The 20,363-nt window shown below is 34.5% G+C and carries 16 protein-coding genes and 1 other annotated feature; of the genes, 4 read left to right on the top strand and 12 right to left on the bottom strand.

What is annotated here, in order from left to right; translation table 11 throughout:
* Window positions 1-78 precede the first annotated feature (78 nt).
* The 4 genes from BFA01S_RS12795 to ezrA form a co-directional block, all read right to left on the bottom strand.
* Window positions 79-276 (bottom strand): alpha/beta-type small acid-soluble spore protein, encoded by a 198-nt coding sequence (locus BFA01S_RS12795; protein ID WP_066230942.1) that lies wholly within the window; start codon window positions 274-276, stop codon window positions 79-81.
* An 89-nt stretch (window positions 277-365) separates the two neighbouring features.
* Window positions 366-1,568 (bottom strand): tRNA uracil 4-sulfurtransferase ThiI, encoded by a 1,203-nt coding sequence (gene thiI / locus BFA01S_RS12800; RefSeq protein ID WP_066230945.1) that lies wholly within the window; start codon window positions 1,566-1,568, stop codon window positions 366-368.
* A gap of 3 nt (window positions 1,569-1,571) precedes the next feature.
* Window positions 1,572-2,720 carry a cysteine desulfurase family protein gene (locus BFA01S_RS12805; RefSeq protein ID WP_066230947.1) on the bottom strand — a complete coding sequence of 383 codons (1,149 nt, stop codon included), beginning with the start codon at window positions 2,718-2,720 and terminating at the stop codon, window positions 1,572-1,574.
* Window positions 2,721-2,928: 208 nt separating this feature from the next.
* Complete coding sequence (ezrA, locus tag BFA01S_RS12810; protein ID WP_066230948.1) at window positions 2,929-4,626, bottom strand: septation ring formation regulator EzrA; 1,698 nt, start codon at window positions 4,624-4,626, stop codon at window positions 2,929-2,931.
* A gap of 338 nt (window positions 4,627-4,964) precedes the next feature.
* Here ezrA and hisJ point away from each other — a divergent pair, with 338 nt between their 5' ends.
* Window positions 4,965-5,771 carry a histidinol-phosphatase HisJ gene (gene hisJ / locus BFA01S_RS12815; RefSeq protein WP_328014450.1) on the top strand — a complete coding sequence of 269 codons (807 nt, stop codon included), beginning with the start codon at window positions 4,965-4,967 and terminating at the stop codon, window positions 5,769-5,771.
* Here hisJ and refZ read toward each other — a convergent pair.
* Window positions 5,760-6,389 (bottom strand): forespore capture DNA-binding protein RefZ, encoded by a 630-nt coding sequence (gene refZ, locus BFA01S_RS12820; protein ID WP_235843021.1) that lies wholly within the window; start codon window positions 6,387-6,389, stop codon window positions 5,760-5,762. The genes hisJ and refZ overlap by 12 nt on opposite strands.
* A 228-nt stretch (window positions 6,390-6,617) precedes the next feature.
* Between refZ and BFA01S_RS12825 the strand changes: the two genes are divergently transcribed.
* Window positions 6,618-7,097 (top strand): GAF domain-containing protein, encoded by a 480-nt coding sequence (locus tag BFA01S_RS12825; protein ID WP_066230954.1) that lies wholly within the window; start codon window positions 6,618-6,620, stop codon window positions 7,095-7,097.
* Between the two features lie 159 nt (window positions 7,098-7,256).
* Here BFA01S_RS12825 and BFA01S_RS12830 read toward each other — a convergent pair whose 3' ends face one another.
* On the bottom strand, window positions 7,257-9,071 hold the full coding sequence (locus tag BFA01S_RS12830; protein ID WP_066230955.1) for a sensor domain-containing diguanylate cyclase: 1,815 nt from the start codon (window positions 9,069-9,071) through the stop codon (window positions 7,257-7,259).
* Between the two features lie 391 nt (window positions 9,072-9,462).
* Between BFA01S_RS12830 and rpsD the strand changes: the two genes are divergently transcribed.
* Window positions 9,463-10,065: a 30S ribosomal protein S4 gene (rpsD, locus tag BFA01S_RS12835; RefSeq protein WP_066230957.1), complete on the top strand. Its 603-nt coding sequence runs from the start codon at window positions 9,463-9,465 to the stop codon at window positions 10,063-10,065.
* 186 nt (window positions 10,066-10,251) lie between these two features.
* Here the strand turns inward: rpsD and tyrS are convergent, their stop codons facing one another.
* Complete coding sequence (gene tyrS / locus BFA01S_RS12840; RefSeq protein ID WP_066230959.1) at window positions 10,252-11,511, bottom strand: tyrosine--tRNA ligase; 1,260 nt, start codon at window positions 11,509-11,511, stop codon at window positions 10,252-10,254.
* 60 nt (window positions 11,512-11,571) lie between these two features.
* Window positions 11,572-11,796 (bottom strand) — a binding site (T-box leader).
* Between the two features lie 134 nt (window positions 11,797-11,930).
* Between tyrS and BFA01S_RS12845 the strand changes: the two genes are divergently transcribed.
* Complete coding sequence (locus BFA01S_RS12845; RefSeq protein ID WP_082799976.1) at window positions 11,931-14,894, top strand: transglycosylase domain-containing protein; 2,964 nt, start codon at window positions 11,931-11,933, stop codon at window positions 14,892-14,894.
* A gap of 52 nt (window positions 14,895-14,946) precedes the next feature.
* Here the strand turns inward: BFA01S_RS12845 and acsA are convergent, their stop codons facing one another.
* The 5 genes from acsA to BFA01S_RS12870 form a co-directional block, all read right to left on the bottom strand.
* Window positions 14,947-16,659: an acetate--CoA ligase gene (gene acsA / locus BFA01S_RS12850; RefSeq protein WP_066230964.1), complete on the bottom strand. Its 1,713-nt coding sequence runs from the start codon at window positions 16,657-16,659 to the stop codon at window positions 14,947-14,949.
* Between the two features lie 271 nt (window positions 16,660-16,930).
* Window positions 16,931-17,932 carry a catabolite control protein A gene (gene ccpA / locus BFA01S_RS12855; protein ID WP_066230967.1) on the bottom strand — a complete coding sequence of 334 codons (1,002 nt, stop codon included), beginning with the start codon at window positions 17,930-17,932 and terminating at the stop codon, window positions 16,931-16,933.
* 266 nt (window positions 17,933-18,198) lie between these two features.
* Entirely contained in the window at window positions 18,199-19,275 is a 1,077-nt protein-coding gene (locus BFA01S_RS12860) for a bifunctional 3-deoxy-7-phosphoheptulonate synthase/chorismate mutase (RefSeq protein ID WP_066230970.1), read from the bottom strand.
* A gap of 202 nt (window positions 19,276-19,477) precedes the next feature.
* A complete protein-coding gene (gene ytxJ, locus BFA01S_RS12865) occupies window positions 19,478-19,807 on the bottom strand; it encodes a bacillithiol system redox-active protein YtxJ (protein WP_066230973.1) in 330 nt (109 codons plus the stop codon).
* 105 nt (window positions 19,808-19,912) lie between these two features.
* Entirely contained in the window at window positions 19,913-20,347 is a 435-nt protein-coding gene (locus BFA01S_RS12870; RefSeq protein WP_066230978.1) for a YtxH domain-containing protein, read from the bottom strand.
* Window positions 20,348-20,363 lie beyond the last annotated feature (16 nt).

Consider the following 20,363-nt stretch of genomic DNA (forward strand, 5'->3'; position numbering starts at 1 on the left):
TTACTGTCCGTTAAATATCGGTTGAAATAGAAAGAGTGAGGTTTCCCTCACTCTGTAGCCATTATTATTTATTATTTTTTAGAAAGAACCGCCGATTTGTTGCTGTGCTAAAGAAACTAAACGTTTCGTAATTTCACCACCAACAGAACCGTTAGCACGTGAAGTAGTGTCAGCTCCTAAGTTAACACCGAATTCAGAAGCGATTTCATATTTCATTTGATCGATCGCTTGTTGTGCACCAGGTACTACTAATTGATTAGAGTTGTTGTTTGCCATGTGTATCACCTCCTTGTGATTATAGAATGTGTAGATACACACGGCTTCATTACAAGTAATTTTTGGTAATTCTAATCTTTTATATTATATTAAAACAGGCTTTCGAAATCATTTGATTTCTCTTCCATTTTTATAATGACTGTTTCCGTATTTTCAACAGCAGCTTCAATCATTTCATCAAAATCAACAAAGCTTTCAAATCTTGATACTTTTTCAAGCTTAGGCTTTGTCTTAGGGGACGCTGGTGTGAAAATAGTACAGCAATCTTCATATGGACGAATAGAAATAGAATGTGTTCCAATCTGCTCCGCAATTTTAATAATTTCAAGCTTGTCCATCGTAATTAAAGGACGTAAAACCGGTGTACTTGTCACATCGTTTATCGCAACCATACTTTCTAATGTCTGGCTCGCTACCTGTCCTAAACTTTCTCCAGTAATAAGGGCTAACGCCTTCTGCTTTTCTCTGATTACATCCGCGATTTTCAGCATCATTCTTCTCGTTGAAGTCATGGAGTAATTTTCAGGCACCTGTGCTCTTATTTTTTCCTGAATGGCGGTAAACGGAACGATATGCACTTTTATCTCACCACAGTAAGCTGTTAATTCCTTCGTTAAATCCAGGACTTTCTGTTTTGCACGCTCACTCGTATAAGGAGGGCTGAAGAAATGAATCATTTCAATTGCTACTCCTCTTTTTAAAGTTAAGAAACCTGCAACAGGGCTGTCAATTCCTCCTGATAAAAGAAGCATCGCTTTGCCGCTTGCACCGACTGGTAAGCCGCCGGCACCTTTATAGTCAAAACAAGTAATATATGTTGCTTCCTTACGAACCTCTACTCTTAAATTAATAACCGGATTATGAACATCGACTGTAAGGTCTTCTGTATTAATTAAAATATGCCTGCCAATTTCATAATTTAACTCATTTGTATCTAAAGGAAACTGCTTATCTGCTCTCCTTGTGGATACTTTAAATGAATCATTTTTTTTGTACAAATTTCTAATCGCTTCGAGTGATGCCTGTTTCATCTGTTCCACATCACTTTCACATTTCAGCGCTAAACTAAACGATTGAATTCCAAAAACCGGCTTTAATTTTTCTGCAATATCTTCATGTTTTTGACCATTTAAATGGATATACAACCGATCGCGTGTTACCTCATATTTCAGCCCTTCATGGTCTGTTAGCACATTTTGAATATTTCTTCTTAGCTGTTCAACGAATTTTATCCGATTGCGGCCTTTCGTTGAAATTTCTCCAAATCTGATTAATATATGATCAAATATCATCTTTTATGACCTCATTACTTTCATTAATTTCAAAATCCCATCTTTTAAAACTGTAATAAAATGAAAAATAAACTGCTCATCTTGTTCAAAAGAAAAACTTACCCTTATTGAACTATTTGCTATTTGTTCATCTTTATTCATCGCAAGCAGTACTTGGCTTACATTTTTCCTTTTCGATGAACAAGCAGATGTTGTCGATACAAATATATTTTGTTCTTCAAAATAATGAACGAGCACCTCTGATTTAATACCAGGAACTGAAAAATTAACAATATGCGGGGCTGAATGATGTTCATTTGTATTTATAACAACTTCTGGGATTTTCTGCAGTTCTTTTATTAACTTTAATTGTACATCCTTCAATCTTGCGCGATGTTTAGCACCCAATTCAGTTGCAAGGCGAAGTGCTTTTGCTAAAGAGACATTCCCTGCGAGACTTTCTGTTCCAGATCGGAACATCATCTCCTGCTGCCCGCCAGAAAGAAGCGGAATTAATTTTACTCCCTTTTTAACAAACAATACACCTGTTCCATTCAAGCCATGAAATTTATGACCTGAAATAGAGCATAAATCTATATTTGCTTTTTTAAATTCTAAAGGAACTTTCGTAATTCCTTGTACATGGTCGACATGGAATAATATTTGTGGATATTTTTTTATTATTTCACCAATCTCTTCAATTGGCTGAATCGTTCCAACTTCATTATTAACGTGCATAATAGAAACAAGGATAGTATCAGGACGGATTTCTTTCTCTATCTTTTTAACTGAAACGGCTCCCTCTTCATTAACTGGAATATACGTAACAGTGAAGCCATGGAATTGTTCAAGCTGTTTAAAAGCCTCTAACACGGATGGATGCTCAATTTCGGAAGTAATAAGATGATTTCCCCGATGTTTATTCGCAAAAGCGGCACCTTTAATCGCCAAATTATTCGATTCTGTTCCGCCTGAAGTAAAAATAATTTCATTTTGCTCAGTTTGTAACAGCTCACTCACTTGTCTTCTTGCTTCGTTTAATAAATGCTCAGCTTCACCGCCTAAACGATGCAAGGATGATGGATTTGCAAAATATTTTTCGGCTACAACTCCATAAGTGGAAATAACTTCTTTAAATGGCATCGTCGTTGCACTATTGTCTAAATACAACATTCCATATCCTCCAAACTTCATTAACCTTCTAAATAACGGCTCAATGTACTGTTAAAAAAATATCATAACATAAGTAATGTTGATTAGAAAATGTTAAGAAAAAGGATGTCTCAATAATAAGTAAAGGCCCTGCAAATTAATAGATAGCTTGAATGAACGTCTATCTATTATCAAAATTCGCAAGGCCAGACCCTTATGAGGCATCCTCTTATTTCACTTGTTCTTGTTCAATTATAGCCTGAATCCGCTCTATTGACCCCGGTTCTACTCTCTCAAGTGCCGCAGCTGCAGTTTCAAGTGATTCACCATACTCATAATTTCGAAATAAAGCTTCTGCTTCTTCCAGTTTATCAGCTATATTTTGATTTCGGTTACGATAGCGATTACCGTACTGAATAACCTTTTCCACTAAATAAACTTGTTCTATCATTTCATCAGCATCTTTTTTCAATGCTTCAACTGCGTCAACTGCTTCTTCCAATTGCAAATTAACCGCTGTCATATTAAGAGGAATCTGATTAAGCTTCATTGTTACTTTTTGTACATTTCTTTTTGCAAAATCAATCGTTTGGACAAACGGCTCTGGTAATCCAGGTACATTACTTTTTTGAATAGCTCTGCTCGTTTCACTTATTAAATGTTTTAAATCCTGCAGCTTTTCACGTGCTAAAAGCTCATCTTTCCTTAATGCCTGTAACATCTCATAATAATCAGTATGTTCTATTTGAAGCTGTTCGATTTGCTTCTCAATATCTTCAAGCTCCTCCTTAATAATCGTATGTGCAATATGGTCTGCTTGAAGGTTTTGCTTTATTAATTCATATCTTTTTGCTAATTGTAAAATTTGCTTTTCAATTACTTTATGTCCTTTTATATCATGCTCCGACAAATGATAGCTTTGCTTCACAGCTTCTGTTTCTTTACTCGCTTCTTCTTGCTGCTCCATAAGCTGAATAATTTTCCCTTCTATTTCAGGAGCAGTTTTTTTCAAGTAATGATTTGCATGAACTTCTTTTTCCAAAAGATCATATAAATTATCTATCAATTCTTGAACCGTTACTATCTTTTCTTTTACTTCCGAGACATCTGTTTCCAGCAACTGCTTTCGGAAATGTTCCAGTTGCTCATTCAGCCTTTCAATTTCTGCCTCAAATTGAATATGGTCTAAATAATAGCCCTCTTCAACCATCTCTCTAAATCCATCTTTTAACTCTTGTATTTGATTCGGAATAACCGAATTACACTCAGACATTAATTTGGGAATTTCTTCGACTTTTTCTGTTAATAAATCTAATTTTTCCTTTTGTTTTGTTAATAAATCTCTAGCAGCTAAATAATTACCGTTTGTAGTTTCAACATCAAATTGTTTAAGCTTTTCAAATACATCATTAATATCTTCTTCAAGTTTGCGACGAGCACCGCCGTAAAGATGACTATGCGCAATAATCGTTTTCTTCACTTTTTTAAATTGCTCTTTCACTTCTTCACTTTCAACACTGTTCTTTTTCTCACTTGAAACTAGTTCATTTATTTCATAGATAATTTTATCAATGCTTGTATCCACTTCTGTGAGAATCTCTCTTATATCATTTAAAATTTCTTTCCCTTTTTTAAAACGGTATTTATCAGCACAGTCCTCTACTTCAAACAGGAGCTCTTCTACTTTAGGTAACTGTGTTGTAATAATCTCATCCCATTCATTACGCCACTCTTCAAATAATTCCTCTGTTTGACCGTCCATCTTTAAATCTTTCACTTTGGACATTTCATCTATAATTGACCGATTCATTATTTCAATTTTCCACGATTCAAGTTTATCAACATCTTTATAAATATTTTTTCTCATAAAATAACCTGCTCCAAATAAAATACACAAAGCAAGTATAATTCCAATTATAACTTCCATAATGAGCCCCCTCGTTGCTACACAAAATCCTTATGACGGGTAAAAGGATATAATTTTTTATCAAGACATCTATGTAAAAATTAAAATAAATATAATATTTACTAAAGGTGAATGCCCTTTCTATTCATACATCATTTTAACCTAGTCGACAAAATGCTGTATTTTTCGACTAAATGAGAAAAAGCGTATCCCTTCTTCTATATTTTAAAATTTGTAGTATATAATGTTATTTCCTAACTTTTATGATACCATGTATACGACAATTTTTGACCAAAATATTTTTATTTTTTCATAATATAGTCGGTTAATTAAAATATGGTTCTCGAGGTGAAAAAAGAATGATTAAGAAAGACGGGCATATTCATACAAATTATTGCCCTCACGGAACACCAGACAGTCTTGAAGAATATGTTCAACTTGCAATTAATAAAGGGTTTAATGAAATATCTTTTACCGAACATGCACCATTACCAGAAGGTTTCACAGATCCAACTCCCCTTCGTGACAGTGCTATGCAATTATCTTCAATGGATGATTATATACGTTCGATTGAGCATATAAAAAAGAAATATAGCAATGATCTGCGCATTAATATTGGCCTTGAAATAGATTATATCGAAAATTATGAACAAGGAACGAAAGATTTCTTAAACGAGTATGGCAAATATCTTGATGATAGTATTCTCTCTGTTCATTTTCTTCATATAAGTGATCGATATTACTGTATTGATTACGATGATAAAACATTTGGCGAAATGGTTAAGTTAGCAGGCAGCCTGCAAACACTTCATCACACTTATTATGAAACCGTTTTAAAATCTATCCGTTCCAGTCTTGGACAATTTAAACCAAAACGTATAGGTCATTTAACTTTAGCACATAAATTTCAAAAGAAATTCCCTGTTACATTTGATATTAAAAATATTATGATAAATATTTTAAGCGCTATAAAAGAGGAACAATTAGAAGTTGATTTTAATGTTGCCGGGCTTCGAAAAGAATTATGTGGAGATATTTACCCACTTCCTTGGATTGCCGAGCTTGCATATCAACAAAAAATCCCTTTAATCTATGGTTCTGATGCCCATAGTGCAAGGGATCTCGGAAAAGATTATGAAAAATACATATCTTTTTCACCGAACTAATATTGTTTTCCTCACCTTTAATGGTTTAGCCAAAAGACTATTTAACGAATTTAATATTTCCTTATAATATTGTCTAACAAAAAAGAGCTCATGCGGCTGAATGTACAGTACTTCACTCAAATATTGTGATTGTAAATAAGGCATATGAAGCAGACTCCTAAGCTGGAGAATAATATGGGGGATAGACGCATTGCGGAACTCCCCTCTTTTCATGCCTTCTTCTAAAATTGCTGTAAAATAATACTTCTCTTTCATCAAATATGTTGTCATTACTTCACGTATTAAAATCGTATCTAATGTTACCTCCCGATGAACAAAACGAGCTAGTTGACGGTTATCATGCTGGTAATATAGAATATCTAAAAGCATTTGCTGCAGGCGTTCTCTCGCCGAATGAGCAGTTAATAAGGAATAATTCTTCTCAATCGCAGCAATATAACCTTCGTAAAATTCAGAAACTAAATATTCAAGCAATCCGCCTTTTCCATTAAAATAATATGATATATGTGCAACATTTACTTTTGCTTTTCGTGCAATTTCTCTTACGGACGTACCTGTAAATCCTTTTGAATTAAAGAGACTAATCGCGGCATCAATAATACTTTGTCTAGTATTCATTGCTGATACATTCATTGACATTTATTTCATCTCTTTTCTTTTAGGAAATTTTCACAGGATTGAAGATAGCATATATCTTCCATCCAAAATATTATAATAAATAACCTCTTTTCTCTCTTAACTCTATATTTCAATAATTGACATAATAATTCCTTTAATGTTCTCTCGACAAGTTTTACTCTCATATAAATTTTTTTGTAATATATTATCTAAAGGTGGGAAAATCCAATGTTCAATGTCGAAAATTATACTGGTGATAAACAAAATAACTATGACTCTGCCATTAAACAATTAAAAGCATTATTAGATGGGGTAGAAGACAGAATCGCAAATCTTGCAAATACAGCCGCATTTCTAAATCATTTTTTAGATGATATTAATTGGGTTGGTTTCTACTTATTTAAAGATAATCAGCTTATTCTCGGACCTTTTCAAGGATTACCTGCATGCGTAGAAATCCCTTTAAATAAAGGTGTATGCGGAACTGCAGCAGCTAATAAGGAAACTTTGCGGATTGCAAATGTTCATGAATTTCCTGGCCATATCGCATGTGATGCAGCTTCAAACTCTGAAATCGTTATACCAATTGTAAAAGAAAAACAATTAATTGGAGTGCTCGATATCGATAGTCCAGTTTTTGATCGTTTTGACAAAATGGACGAAGAAAATCTAGAAAAAATCGTTCAATTATTAACACTGTACTTATAATTATGAACTCCTGTCAGCGAAGTTTTTTATAGTATTCCTAAATAAGCTTTAAAAGTTGAAAGACCCCGCCATGAAATCCCTTTATTTTACTGGATTCTCATAGCGGGGTCTTTCAGGATAATATTTAAAAAGCGTTTTTTTCTTTTTAGACATCCTCTTTCATTCTAATTCTTCTTTAATTATCACTTGATTTTTCCCATTATGCTTTGCTTCGTATAATGCTTTATCAGCGAGGCTAAACAGATATTGAAATGTGTCGTTTTTTCCAGCTGTCCAATAAGTTACTCCACATGAAATTGTCACAGTTGGATTTGTAAGCTCTCTTACTTTTTGAACGACTCTTTTTGCGATTTGAATCCCGGCTTTAGGTTCTACTTGAGGTAAATAAATAGCCAGCTCTTCACCGCCCCATCGTGCCCCAATATCTCTTTCACGAATATTATTTTTAATAATATTCGCAACTTGAATGAGAACCTCATCACCGATCTGATGTCCATGAGTATCATTCACTTTCTTGAAATCGTCGATATCAATTAAAATAAATGTACCTTGACGGTCTTCACTCATTGATTGCACTATTTTTTCATTAAAATAATTACGTGATGTCAGCTTCGTCAAATAATCTGTTTTCACTAAAGTTTCCAGTTCTTCACGAAGAAGTGAATTCGATAAAGCTAGTGTAGAATGATGAACTAATGACTGAACTAACTTGAATAGTTCAAGTGAAAAATGATACGGCTCTTTACTAAGAATAACCGCATAACCTTTTAAAGTATGATTATAGATCATCGGAACTGCCATAACAGAACGCATTGCCGCATCCTGAATAACTGTTGAAATATCACCAATGAACAATTCCTCCGAATGCTTCTCCATTTCTTTTCTAAAGTAGTTTATATATTTCTCCGCCAAACTGCTGTAAAAAAATTCTGTACTTCCCGATAAAATCTTATTCGTTTCAGGCTTATCAAAATAAATAAAGCCTACCTCGTCACAATCTATTGATTCCATGATCCTTTTTGACATGTATGCCATAATATCATTAAACCTAAGATTTTTATTTAGTTCGTGTGACGTTTCATTAATGATTTGCAGATCTTTTACAAGACGATTTGACTGCTCATATAATTGTGCATTTTCTAATGCTACACCAGCAGCACCAGCAAGCAGAGTAATAAAATCGATATTGTTATTCTCCTCTACTATGCCTGACATCGTCAGCACCTGAAGTACTCCGTAAATACCTTGATTACCTTTTAACGGAATATATAATACCGTTTCATTATCCAGCTCAGATGTTTCAGCTTGTACATCCCCTGTTACATAAGCTTCCATTGCTTTAATATTATCGGCACTTTGATCTTCATAGTCTAAATTTTTGATAGGGAGATTTTGCAAATCATTGCTGTCATGTGAAAGAAACAAATAAAACATTTGAAAAGGAAACATTTTCTGCAATGTTGAAATAAGTTCTACTAATACATCGTTTTTTTTCATTGTTGAATGAAACTTCTTAGTGAGACGATAAAGCTGTTCATATTTCTGTCCATTATTTAAAACTTCATTTGAATTTAAATTGTAATAAAAGAAATTTGAGCATTCCTCTGCAATATTTTCCAACTGTTCTAATGAAAAAGAAGCTTTGTCCAGTCCATTTAACTTAACAGCACCATAAAGAACATCATGACTTTTGAGTGTAAGAAAAGTTTCCGTTTCACATATATATACTGAATTATGTAAAGCGTTATATGGAAATGAATCAAAGTTAATTTGTTTTTCTTCTCTTACATATGGAATAAAATTTTTAGTATATTCCTCATACCTATATAGAATTGAATCTGTTAAATTTAATTGTTTATTAAGGGTTGTAACCATCCATTCACAAACATTTTCCATTGTTTTAAATTTTGTCAAGCTAGAAATAAAATCATAGAATAAACCTTTAATCTCGGTTACAATCGAATTTTCTCCCATGTATACTCACCCACGATATTTCCCTATTGATAGGTCTATAGTCACTCATTACAATTATACCATATAAATAATTAATTGCATTTATAACCAATTGTAAATTTTATTTACAATTTTAAACTAATAACCTTTTCCTTACAATAAATATTAATTGCCTAGATACCCTTGACTTTATATACCCTAAATCATATAATGTTCGTTGTGTATAAAATATTGCAGCCTATTGATGAGCAATAAGGATCTTCATTTTGTTCCCACTTTAATTATAAATGGGTGTATCGTGTAACTCTCTGCTGCTGGAGCGAGGATATATGAAAATAAAATGTGCTTTGTTGTAATAGTCAGTTTGGTTTTTATTTTATGCAAAATAAAAACATAAAAGGAGGAGTCAGTAATGGCTCGTTATACAGGTCCTAGTTGGAAACTTTCTCGTCGTCTAGGTATTTCATTAAGTGGTACAGGTAAAGAATTAGAAAAGCGTCCTTACGCTCCAGGTCCACACGGTCCGACTCAGCGTAAGAAACTTTCTGAGTACGGTTTACAATTACAAGAAAAACAAAAATTACGTCATATGTATGGTGTAACTGAGCGTCAATTCCGTAACTTATACAGTAAAGCTGGTAAAATGAGCGGTGTAGTTGGTGAAAACTTCATGATCCTTCTTGACACTCGTTTAGACAATATCGTTTACCGTCTTGGCTTAGCACGTACTCGTCGTCAAGCTCGCCAATTAGTAAACCACGGTCATATTTTAGTAGATGGCAGCCGTGTTGATATTGCTTCATACCAAGTAAAACCTAGCCAAGCAATTTCTTTACGTGAAAAATCACGTAACCTTGATATCGTAAAAGAATCTATCGAAATCAACAATTTCGTACCTGATTACTTAACATTTGATGCTGAGAAATTAGAAGGTTCTTTAACTCGTTTACCAGAACGTTCTGAATTACCTGCTGAAATTAACGAAGCTCTTATCGTTGAGTTCTACTCACGTTAATACTTTCGCTTCTTAAACAGCAATCGAAAAAGCCCCGTAAATCTTGTTATAACAAGATTTACGGGGCTTTTATTATACTTAATATTTGCATATTTAATTCATAGGCTGTTCATATTAAAGTTATCGCATTATCTTCTTACATAAAAGAGGACTGTCTTCTAATTATAAGACAGTCCTCTTTTTCTATTAGTATTGAATTAAGAAATATTTCTTCTTACCTCTTCGGATAACGGTAAACTGATTTTCAATCCGGTCTTTTTCTGTAACAACCTTTTCAAGATCTTGTGTACGTTCACCATTAATATAAATAGCACCGTTCGTTACATCTTCTCTCGCTTGGCGTTTTGATGGCGAAATTTTTGTTTGAACGAGCAGTTCAACAATATTGATGTCAGCATCTTCTACTTTAAATGATGGAACATCTTTAAATCCCTGTACAATTTCTGCTGCTGTCAGCTCTTGAATATTACCGCTGAATAATGCTTGTGAAATTTTAATTGCCTGTTCAAGCGATTCTTCCCCATGAACAAGTTTTGTCACTTCTTCAGCAAGTGCTTTTTGTGCTGATCGTTTTTCCGGTGCTTCCTGTACTTCTTTTTCTAATGCCTCAATTTCTTCTTGTGATAAAAACGTGAAGAATTTTAAGTATTTCACAACATCTCTGTCATCTGTATTAATCCAGAATTGATAGAACTCATACGGAGATGTTTTTTCACGGTCTAACCAAATCGCTCCACCTTCTGTTTTACCGAATTTTGTTCCATCTGCTTTCGTAACGAGAGGAATTGTTAAACCGAATGCTTTTGCATTTTCTTCTGTTTTTCTAATTAATTCTAAACCAGCTGTAATATTGCCCCATTGGTCACTTCCACCGATTTGAAGGCGGCACTTCTCATTTTGATATAATTCTAAAAAGTCATATGACTGTAAAATCATATAGCTGAATTCTGTGAATGAAATACCAGATTCAATCCGGGATTGAACAGATTCTTTTGCCAGCATATAGTTAATTCCAAAGTTTTTTCCCACATCACGTAAAAATGAAATAACATCTAACTTTCCAATCCAGTCATAGTTATTCGCAATAACTGCCGGGTTATTTCCAGCTTCAAAATCTAAAAATCTTGATAATTGCTCTTTAATACGTCCAGACCAGTTTGCAACGATGTCAGCAGTATTTAATGTTCTCTCAGCCTTCTTCCCGCTCGGGTCACCGATAAGACCTGTTGCACCGCCAACAAGAGCAATCGGATGATGACCGTGAAGCTGAAAGCGTCTCAATGTTAATACTGGAAGTAAATGTCCAATATGAAGACTGTCAGCAGTTGGGTCAAAGCCTGAATAAAGCTTTATTTTCTCATTTGCAAGTACTTGGTCTAATCCTTCTTCATCTGTTACTTGATTAATTAATCCTCTAAACTGCAGTTCTTTCAATAACTCGTTCATTTAAAAAACTCCTTCGTATGAAATTTACGCAAAATAAAAAAACGTCCCTTCAATAAAAATTGAAGGGACGATTCATATCGCGGTACCACCCTACTTAAGATCTATACAAAGTATAAATCTTCGCTCACTTAAAAGATAACGGAATAACCGTCTTTTCCTAATCGCATACTTTCAGAAAAGAAGCTCATGGACGTAATTCATATTCATCTATGTGCTGATTTTCACCACCCATCAGCTCTCTACAACAGTGAGATGAATACTACTTTAACCAATCTTCGCTTATTATTTAACTATCTGAATTTTTATCATATTTTTTAAACTTTGTCAAACTTCTCATCTTAAATGAGTGTTAAAGCTCATACGAAATTTCCATTTCTCTATGTTATAATAATTCGAGATATAGGAGGCTTAATAAAATAATGAAAAAATCTATTGAAAAATTAAAGCACTTCTTACCCTTAAATAAAATTCCAACCCGAAACATACGTGTTACATATAATGTATTTTGGAATCTTATTTTAATGTTTTTATTTGTCGGAATAATCGGGTTCTGCTTTGTAGTTGGTGTTGGTGCTGGTTATTTTGCTTCATTAGTAAAGGACGAACCAGTCCGTTCTTATGAAGTGATGAAAAATGAAATTTATAATTATGAAGAAACCTCGGAAGTTTACTTTGCTAATAATATTTATCTCGGTAAACTAAGAACAGATCTTGATCGGGAAAAGACTACACTTGATAAAGTTTCTCCTCATTTAGTCAATGCTATCATTGCAACAGAGGATGAACTTTTTTATGAGCATGAAGGAATTGTTCCTAAAGCAATTATGCGTGCTGTGTTTCAAGAAGCTACAAACTCCTCTACTAAAACAGGGGGAAGTACTCTGACACAGCAATTAATTAAAAATCAAATCTTATCTAATGAAGTTTCCTTTGATAGAAAAGCAAAAGAAATTTTACTTGCATTACGTTTAGAAAAGTTTTTTAAAAAAGAAGAAATTTTAGAAATTTATTTAAATGTTGCTGATTTAGGACGTAACGCATCAGGGAGAAATATCGCTGGTGTTCAAACAGCTGCACAAGGGATATTCGGAATAAATGCAAAAGATCTCAGCATTCCTCAAGCAGCATTCATCGCTGGATTGCCCCAAAGTCCATTCGGCTATACTCCTTTCACAAACTCTGGGCAAGTAAAAGAAAATTTAGAGCCAGGTATCGAGCGTATGAAAACTGTACTTATACGTATGTATAAGGGCGGTTATATTACAAAAGAGGACTATGAAAAGGCGATTACATTTGATTTACGGAAAAGTTTAACAACAAAAAAACCATCCTCAATAGATCAATATCCTTGGTTAACCTTTGAAGTAGAAGATCGTGCAAAAAAAATATTAATGGTAAAATTGGCTGAGAATGACGGATATTCAGAGGAGGACTTGAAGAAAAATAACGATTTATATAAACAGTATTCCACTCTCGCTGATACGAACCTTCGTCAAAACGGATACCGGATTCATACGACCATTAATAAAAATATCTATGATCGAATGCAAACAGTTGTAAGAGAATATAAATACTATGGAAATGATAAAAGCGAAACGAAAAAAAATACTGAAACAGGTAAAAATATAATAGTTAAAGAACCAGTCGAAGTAGGCGCTGTTCTCATTGATAATAAGACTGGGAAAATCATCAGTTTCGTTGGCGGAAGAGATCATGACCGTTCACAAACAAATCATGCAACGAACGCACTTCGCCCAAATGGTTCAACAATGAAACCTCTGCTCGTATATGCACCTGCGATGGAAGTCGGGGCTGTACAACCTGGAACAGTAATTGCTGATACACCTCTTTCAAATAGAGAATACAACCCTAAGAACTATGGCGGAGCATATCATGGGTTAACTAGTGCCCGTGTGGCATTACAGTATTCTTATAATGTTCCAGCAGTGAAAACTTATTATAAAATTATGAATCAAAATCCCCTATCTTACTTAGAAAAAATGGGATTCTCTTCTCTCGATAAAAATGATGTCGGCTCTGCTGCTTTAAGTCTTGGAGGAATGACAAATGGTGTGACTGTCGAAGAAAATGTCAATGCCTTTGCCACTTTTGCAAACAGTGGGAAATTCACTGATGCTTATATGATTGAGAAAATTGAAACGAGTGAAGGTAAAGTTATCTACGAACATAAAGTAAAACAAACAGATGTTTTCTCTCCACAGACAGCATTTTTAACAATTGACATGATGAGAGATGTCATTAGTAAAGGAACAGCAGCTTCTTTGAATGGCTATATGAAATTTCATGCCGATTGGGCTGGAAAAACAGGAACAGGTCAAGATTATAAGGATGCCTGGTTTGTTGCTTCTAATCCTAATGTAACGTTTGGAACTTGGATCGGTTATGATAAACCAAAACCATTAGAAGTAAATTACAAAGGTCTTTCTTATAGTAAAAGAAATATTTTCTTATGGGCAAAACTTATGAATACAGCCTATGACACAGAGCCTGAGCTCATCGCTCCAAAAGAGAGATTTCAAATGCCAAATGGAATCGTAAAACGTTCCTATTGTGCATTAACTGGAGATCTGCCTTCACCTTTATGTGAAAAGGCAGGATTAGTTGCATCAGATTATTTTAATGTTAAATACGTGCCTAAGAAAGTTGATGACAGCTTAACATCAGGAAAATTCGTTTTCGTAAAAGATCGGGCTTATGCTGTACCTCCATCAGCACCTGCTGAATTGGTCCAAGAAGGATTTATTGTAAAAAGGGAACTTCTACAAAAACATAATATAAGTAATTTAACAGATTTAAAAGAATTACTCCCAAAAACAGTGAGATGGGATAATCTCGTTGTATCAGATGGGAATGAGATACGCGATAACGGAGCAAACCCTTCACAAATACAAGGTTTAACAGCTAATAACGGTAAACTTTCATGGCAGGCTAATGGGGATAATGATGTTATTGGTTATCGGATTTATAGTACATCAGGTAATGGCGGTTATCGTAAAATCGGCAGTATCCCTTCATCAAAATCTTTAGTATTTCCAATCAGCGGTACTGCTTCTTCCTATTACGTTGTTGCTGTTGACGTGGCAGGTAAGGAGTCGGCGCCTTCAGCAGTTATCACTTATGGAAATGTTACCGAAAAAAGGCCAATTGCTAGTGAACAGGCACAAAGTGCAAAAGCAGAACAAAAACAGCCGAATAAGCAGCAGCCGGAAAATAAGCCTGTTGATAAAAAACCGGTAGATACAAAGCCTGAAACTCCAAAACCGGATGAGACAAAACCTGAACAGCAGCAAGATAAACCTCAGGATAATGGAAATGGAGAGCAGGATAATACTGAAAATAATCCTCCGCCAAATCCTGTTTAAAAGAAAAGGTGAAACCTCTCTAATCTTTATTATTAGAAAGGTCTCACCTTTTTTAATCTTCCATCGTCGAAAGATCACCTGCGGGTAAATTCAGCTCCCATGCTTTCAAAACACGGCGCATAATCTTGCCACTGCGCGTTTTTGGCAATTTATCTCTAAACTCTATTTCCCGTGGTGCAGCATGTGCTGCAAGACCAGATTTTACAAATGTATAAATTTCTTCCCTTAGCTCCTCCGTATCACTGTAGCCCTCACGTAGAGCAATAAACGCCTTAATAATCTCTCCTCTGATTGGATCTGGTTTACCAATAACTCCGGCTTCAGCAACTGCAGGATGTTCTACTAATTTACTTTCAATCTCAAAAGGACCAACCCGCTCACCTGCGGTTACAATAACATCATCTACTCTTCCTTGAAACCAAAAATATCCGGCTTCATCCATATAAGCAGAATCACCGGAAACATACCAATCTCCCTGCATAAAATAAGAGTCGTATTTCTCTTTATTATTCCAAATCGCATACATCATAGATGGCCACCCTTTTTTAATTGCCAAGTTTCCCATTCTGTACGGTGGCAGTTCGTTCCCTTTATCATCGACGATTGCCGCCTCCACTCCTGGAACTGGTTTTCCCATCGATCCGGGTCTAATCTCCAGACAAGGATAATTGCAAATAGTATGTGCACCTGTTTCTGTCATCCACCATGTATCATGGATGCGATTTTGAAAAACTTTCATTCCCCAGCGAATAACTTCAGGATTAAGCGGTTCACCAACACTTAACACATGACGGAGCGAACTGAGATCATATTTATTTATAAGCTCATCTCCTGCTCCCATGAGCATTCTAAAAGCTGTTGGGGCGCTGTACCAGACAGTAACGCTATAATCCTCAATTGCTTTATACCATGCTTCATGATTAAAACGGCCGCCAACAATAACATTAGCTGTTCCTGACAGCCATGGACCAAAAATTCCATAGATCGTTCCAGTTACCCAGCCTGGATCAGCCGTACACCAGTATACGTCATCTTCTTTTAAATCAAGAACCCATTGTGCCGTCTGATAATGCTGAATCATCGCATAATGGACATGTAATACTCCCTTAGGTGTTCCAGTAGAACCGGAAGTATAATGAAGAAGCAGACCATCTGTTTTCTCAACCCATACAATATCAAGCTTTGTACTGGCACATTTCATCTCAGTTAAAAAATCAATATGCGGCGCACTAACATTTTCACCAACGACTACAATCTTTTTTAATGCCGGTAATTGATTTATCGGAATTCTATCAAGCAATTCCGGCGTTGTTACAATTACTTTTGCCTCACTATCATGTAAACGGTCTTTCACCGCTCCTTCCATAAATGCTTCAAATAATGGACCGACGATAGCACCTAATTTAATAGCACCAAGAATAATAAAGTATAATTCAGGTGTTCTAGGCATGAAAACAAAAACACGATCACCTTTTTCAACATTGGCAGCATTCTTTAATATATTGCCAGCTTTATTTGAAAGCCCTTTCATTTCTTTGAACGTATATTTCTCCTCTCGCTCTTGATCACGGTAGTATAAGGCGATTTTATTTTTCCGAAATGTATCTGCATGTTTATCAATTGCTTCATATGCTGCATTAATTTTTCCAGTTTCAGACCATGAAAATTTATCTTCTATGCTTTTCCAATTGAAATTTTTATAAACTTCATCATAATCCGTTAAGTTATAAATTCCCTTCGTTACAGGCATTGTCTCCATTTTCATTATAACTCCCCCTGTCGCATAGATTTTACCATTACATTATATTATAAAATTTGATTTTTCTCAATTTTTCAAAAATAGATACTTAACCTTGAATAGAGGAAAATCATAATTTACAACTTTTATTACACACCTGAGTTATATGAACACAGTATAATTAATCTGTATTAATTATTGATAATCTATCCAAAGAAAAGAAACCTCCCTAACTTCCGCAGCTTTTCAAAATGATAAGCCAGCGGTTATTAGAGAGGTCTCATTTGATTAAAATAAGTTATTTCGTTGTTTGTCTATATTCAATTCGATGTGGAAGTTCAACGATTTGGTCTTCCACTTCCTCTTTATTCATTAATTTTGTTAATAATCTCATCGCTACCGCACCGATGTCATATGTCGGCTGAACAACTGTTGTCAGCTGTGGTCTAACCATCACTGCCAGTCTCGTATTATCAAAACCAACTATTTCAAAATCATCTGGAATAGAATAACCCTTATCTTGCGCACCATGAATGACACCGAGCGCCATTTCATCTGCTGCTACAAAGATTGCTGTTGGTTTTTCATCTAATTCATCAATTTTCTCAAAAGCTTCAATACCTGAATCATATGAGTAATCGCCTTCGACTATTAAATCTTCATCATAGGCAATACCTGCTTCTTCAAGTGCACGCATATAACCGGCTGTTTTCTTCACTTTATTAATCGGCTCTGTTTCAACACCGGTAACATAGGCAATTTTACGATGTCCTTTTTCAACTAGCATTGAAATAACATCAAAGACAGCCTGTTCATAATTAATATTTACTGATGGGATTGTTTCTGTTAAATCAACAGATGCAGCAAGAACGATAGGAACTGGAGAACGTTTAAATTCTTCCACATGCTCCTCCGTAATATTTCCGCCCATAAATACGATACCGTCCACTTGTTTACCAAGCATTGTATTTAATAAATGAAGTTCTTTCTCTTTATTTTGATCAGAATTACTTAAAATAATATTATACTTATACATCGTTGCTATATCTTCGATTCCACGTGCTAATTCAGCAAAAAATGTACTTGAAATATCAGGAATGATAACACCGACTGTTGTTGTTTTCTTACTAGCCAATCCACGCGCTACTGCATTAGGACGATATCCCAATCTTTCAATGGCATCGAGCACTTTCTTTCTTGTCGTCGGCTTTACATTCGGATTTCCGTTTACTACACGGGAAACCGTAGCCATCGAAACATTTGCTTCTCTCGCAACGTCATATATCGTCACATTTGTCATATCGACACCCCTTTAACAATAAATAAGCTATCTATTTCTCCTACTTTATGTACCTAATCATACGATACAATAAAACGAACTGCAATGATTTATAGTGAAAATTAAAGCGTTTTCACAAGGATTTCTACTTATTTTTTATTATAGTAGCAAAAGAAGCTGTCTCTAAGAAAGTATTCACAATCTCTAACCGCTTATATACTTAAGATCAGTTAGAAATTGGTATACTTTTATCAGACAGCTTCTTAAAAACATCTATAAACTATTTCTTATGCATTCACTTTAACGAATGGTTTTAATTCTTTCATGAATGTGTCAAATTGCTCGAAGTTCATTTGCTGCTGTGCATCTGATAATGCAACAGCTGGATCTGGATGTACTTCTGCCATTACACCGTCAGCACCAATAGCTAATGCAGCTTTAGCTGTCGGAATAAGTAAATCTCTTCTACCTGTTGAATGTGTTACGTCAACCATAACTGGTAAATGTGTTTCTTGTTTTAAAATTGGAACAGCTGAAATATCTAATGTATTTCTTGTTGCTTTTTCATAAGTACGGATTCCACGCTCACATAAAATAATTTGATCATTACCTTGTGACATAATGTATTCGGCAGCATGAATGAATTCTTCAATTGTAGCTGCTAGTCCGCGTTTTAATAAAACTGGCTTTTTAACAGCACCTGCTGCTTTTAGTAATTCAAAGTTTTGCATATTACGTGCACCAATTTGAATAATATCAACATAATCTAATGCTGTTTCAAGATCACTTGGTGTTACAATCTCACTAATAACAGCTAAACCATGCTCATCAGCTGCTTTTTTCAAGATTTTTAAACCTTCTAATCCAAGACCTTGGAAGTCGTATGGGCTTGTACGTGGTTTGTATGCACCACCGCGTAAAATTTTAATTCCTTGCTTTTTAGCCTCTGCTGCAACAGCTTCTACTTGCTCATAGCTTTCAACAGCACATGGTCCAACGATAAACGTTTGGCTTCCATCACCAATTTTCACACCATTAACTTCAATGATTGTATCTTCTGCTTTTTTCTTACGTGATACAAGAAGTACTTTCTTCTTATCATCTTCTTGTAATTCTAACGCAGCCTTGAAGATTTCTTTGAAAATATGCTGTAACGTTGAATTTTCAAATGGTCCTTCATTGTATTCTTTAATAATATCTAACATTGAGCGCTCACGAATAGGATCATAGCGATTAACACCTTGTGATTCCTTCGCCTTACCGATCTCTTGTACTAATTTTCCACGCTCACTGATAAGTTTTAATAATTGTAAATTAATCTCGTCTACTCTTTCTCTTAAAGCATCTAACTCTACACTACTCATCTCAATCATCCTTTCTTTCATTCCAGTAAAATTTTAAAACATTAATATAACTAAAATAACATAAGTTCTAATTAGTGACTATTATATACGAATATTTTCAAGTTGTCACCAAAAACTTTAACATTTAAACGCTTTTAAGCACTAAAGTATTTTTTATTTAAAAAGAGCACTTTTCATTAAGTGCCCTTAATCACTGCTCTATTTACTGTAAGACTGCTTTTTTCAGCTTATCATATGTAATATTTGAATGGGATGTATTCCAAATAACTTCTTTATTTTTTATTAATAAAATTTGTGGTGATTCATGTTTTATTTGGAATGTTTCAGCAATATAGTTTGATAATTCTCTTGCAGTTTGAACATTTAAATAATAAGCAGGCACTTCTTTATGCTCAGAGATAAATTGGTTAAATTCATCAAAAGCACCTTGGCTAATTGGACATGTTACACTGTTTTTAAAAAATAAAAAAGTATCATGCTTGTTTTCTAACTCTTTAAATTGTTCGACTGTTTCAATTATAATTTTATTCATTATTAACTCCTCTAACTTAAATAATTTCTGTAGAAATCAAAGCCCTCTCTAACTTTTTATACTTTAAAAGATAACTGTATACAGTTAGAGAGATCATAACTGTTCTTAATTAGCTGAATTTACTACTTCTTCTTTTTTAGGAAGTTCAATTGCTTCCCTATTTTCTTTTATTTCCTCATCACTATTAGAAACTTCTTTTAGTGCATCAGCAATTTCTGATTCAGCAATGTCAGCTTGTTCTTGTGAAGAACCTTTAAAGTCACGAACCTTGTTCATAATTTGTGAGGACTGTTCAGATACAATTTGTGATAAGTTCACTGTTTTTTCTTTTGCATAATTCGCCAAATTACCACTTTTTTCAATTGCATTATTTTTAAATTCACTCGTTCTATCTCTTACTTCAGTAGCTTTTTGACTAATCTCAATTCGGAAATCTTTTCCTGCTTTAGGTGCTAAAAATAGTGCCGCTGCCGCACCTATTGCACTGCCAACTAATGCCCCAATAAGAAAGTCTTTACTGTTTAAATCATTTTTACTCATTTGAAGTCCCCCTTAA

The sequence above is a fragment of the Metabacillus fastidiosus NBRC 101226 genome (assembly GCF_001591625.1).
GTDB classification, from domain to species: domain Bacteria; phylum Bacillota; class Bacilli; order Bacillales; family Bacillaceae; genus Metabacillus; species Metabacillus fastidiosus.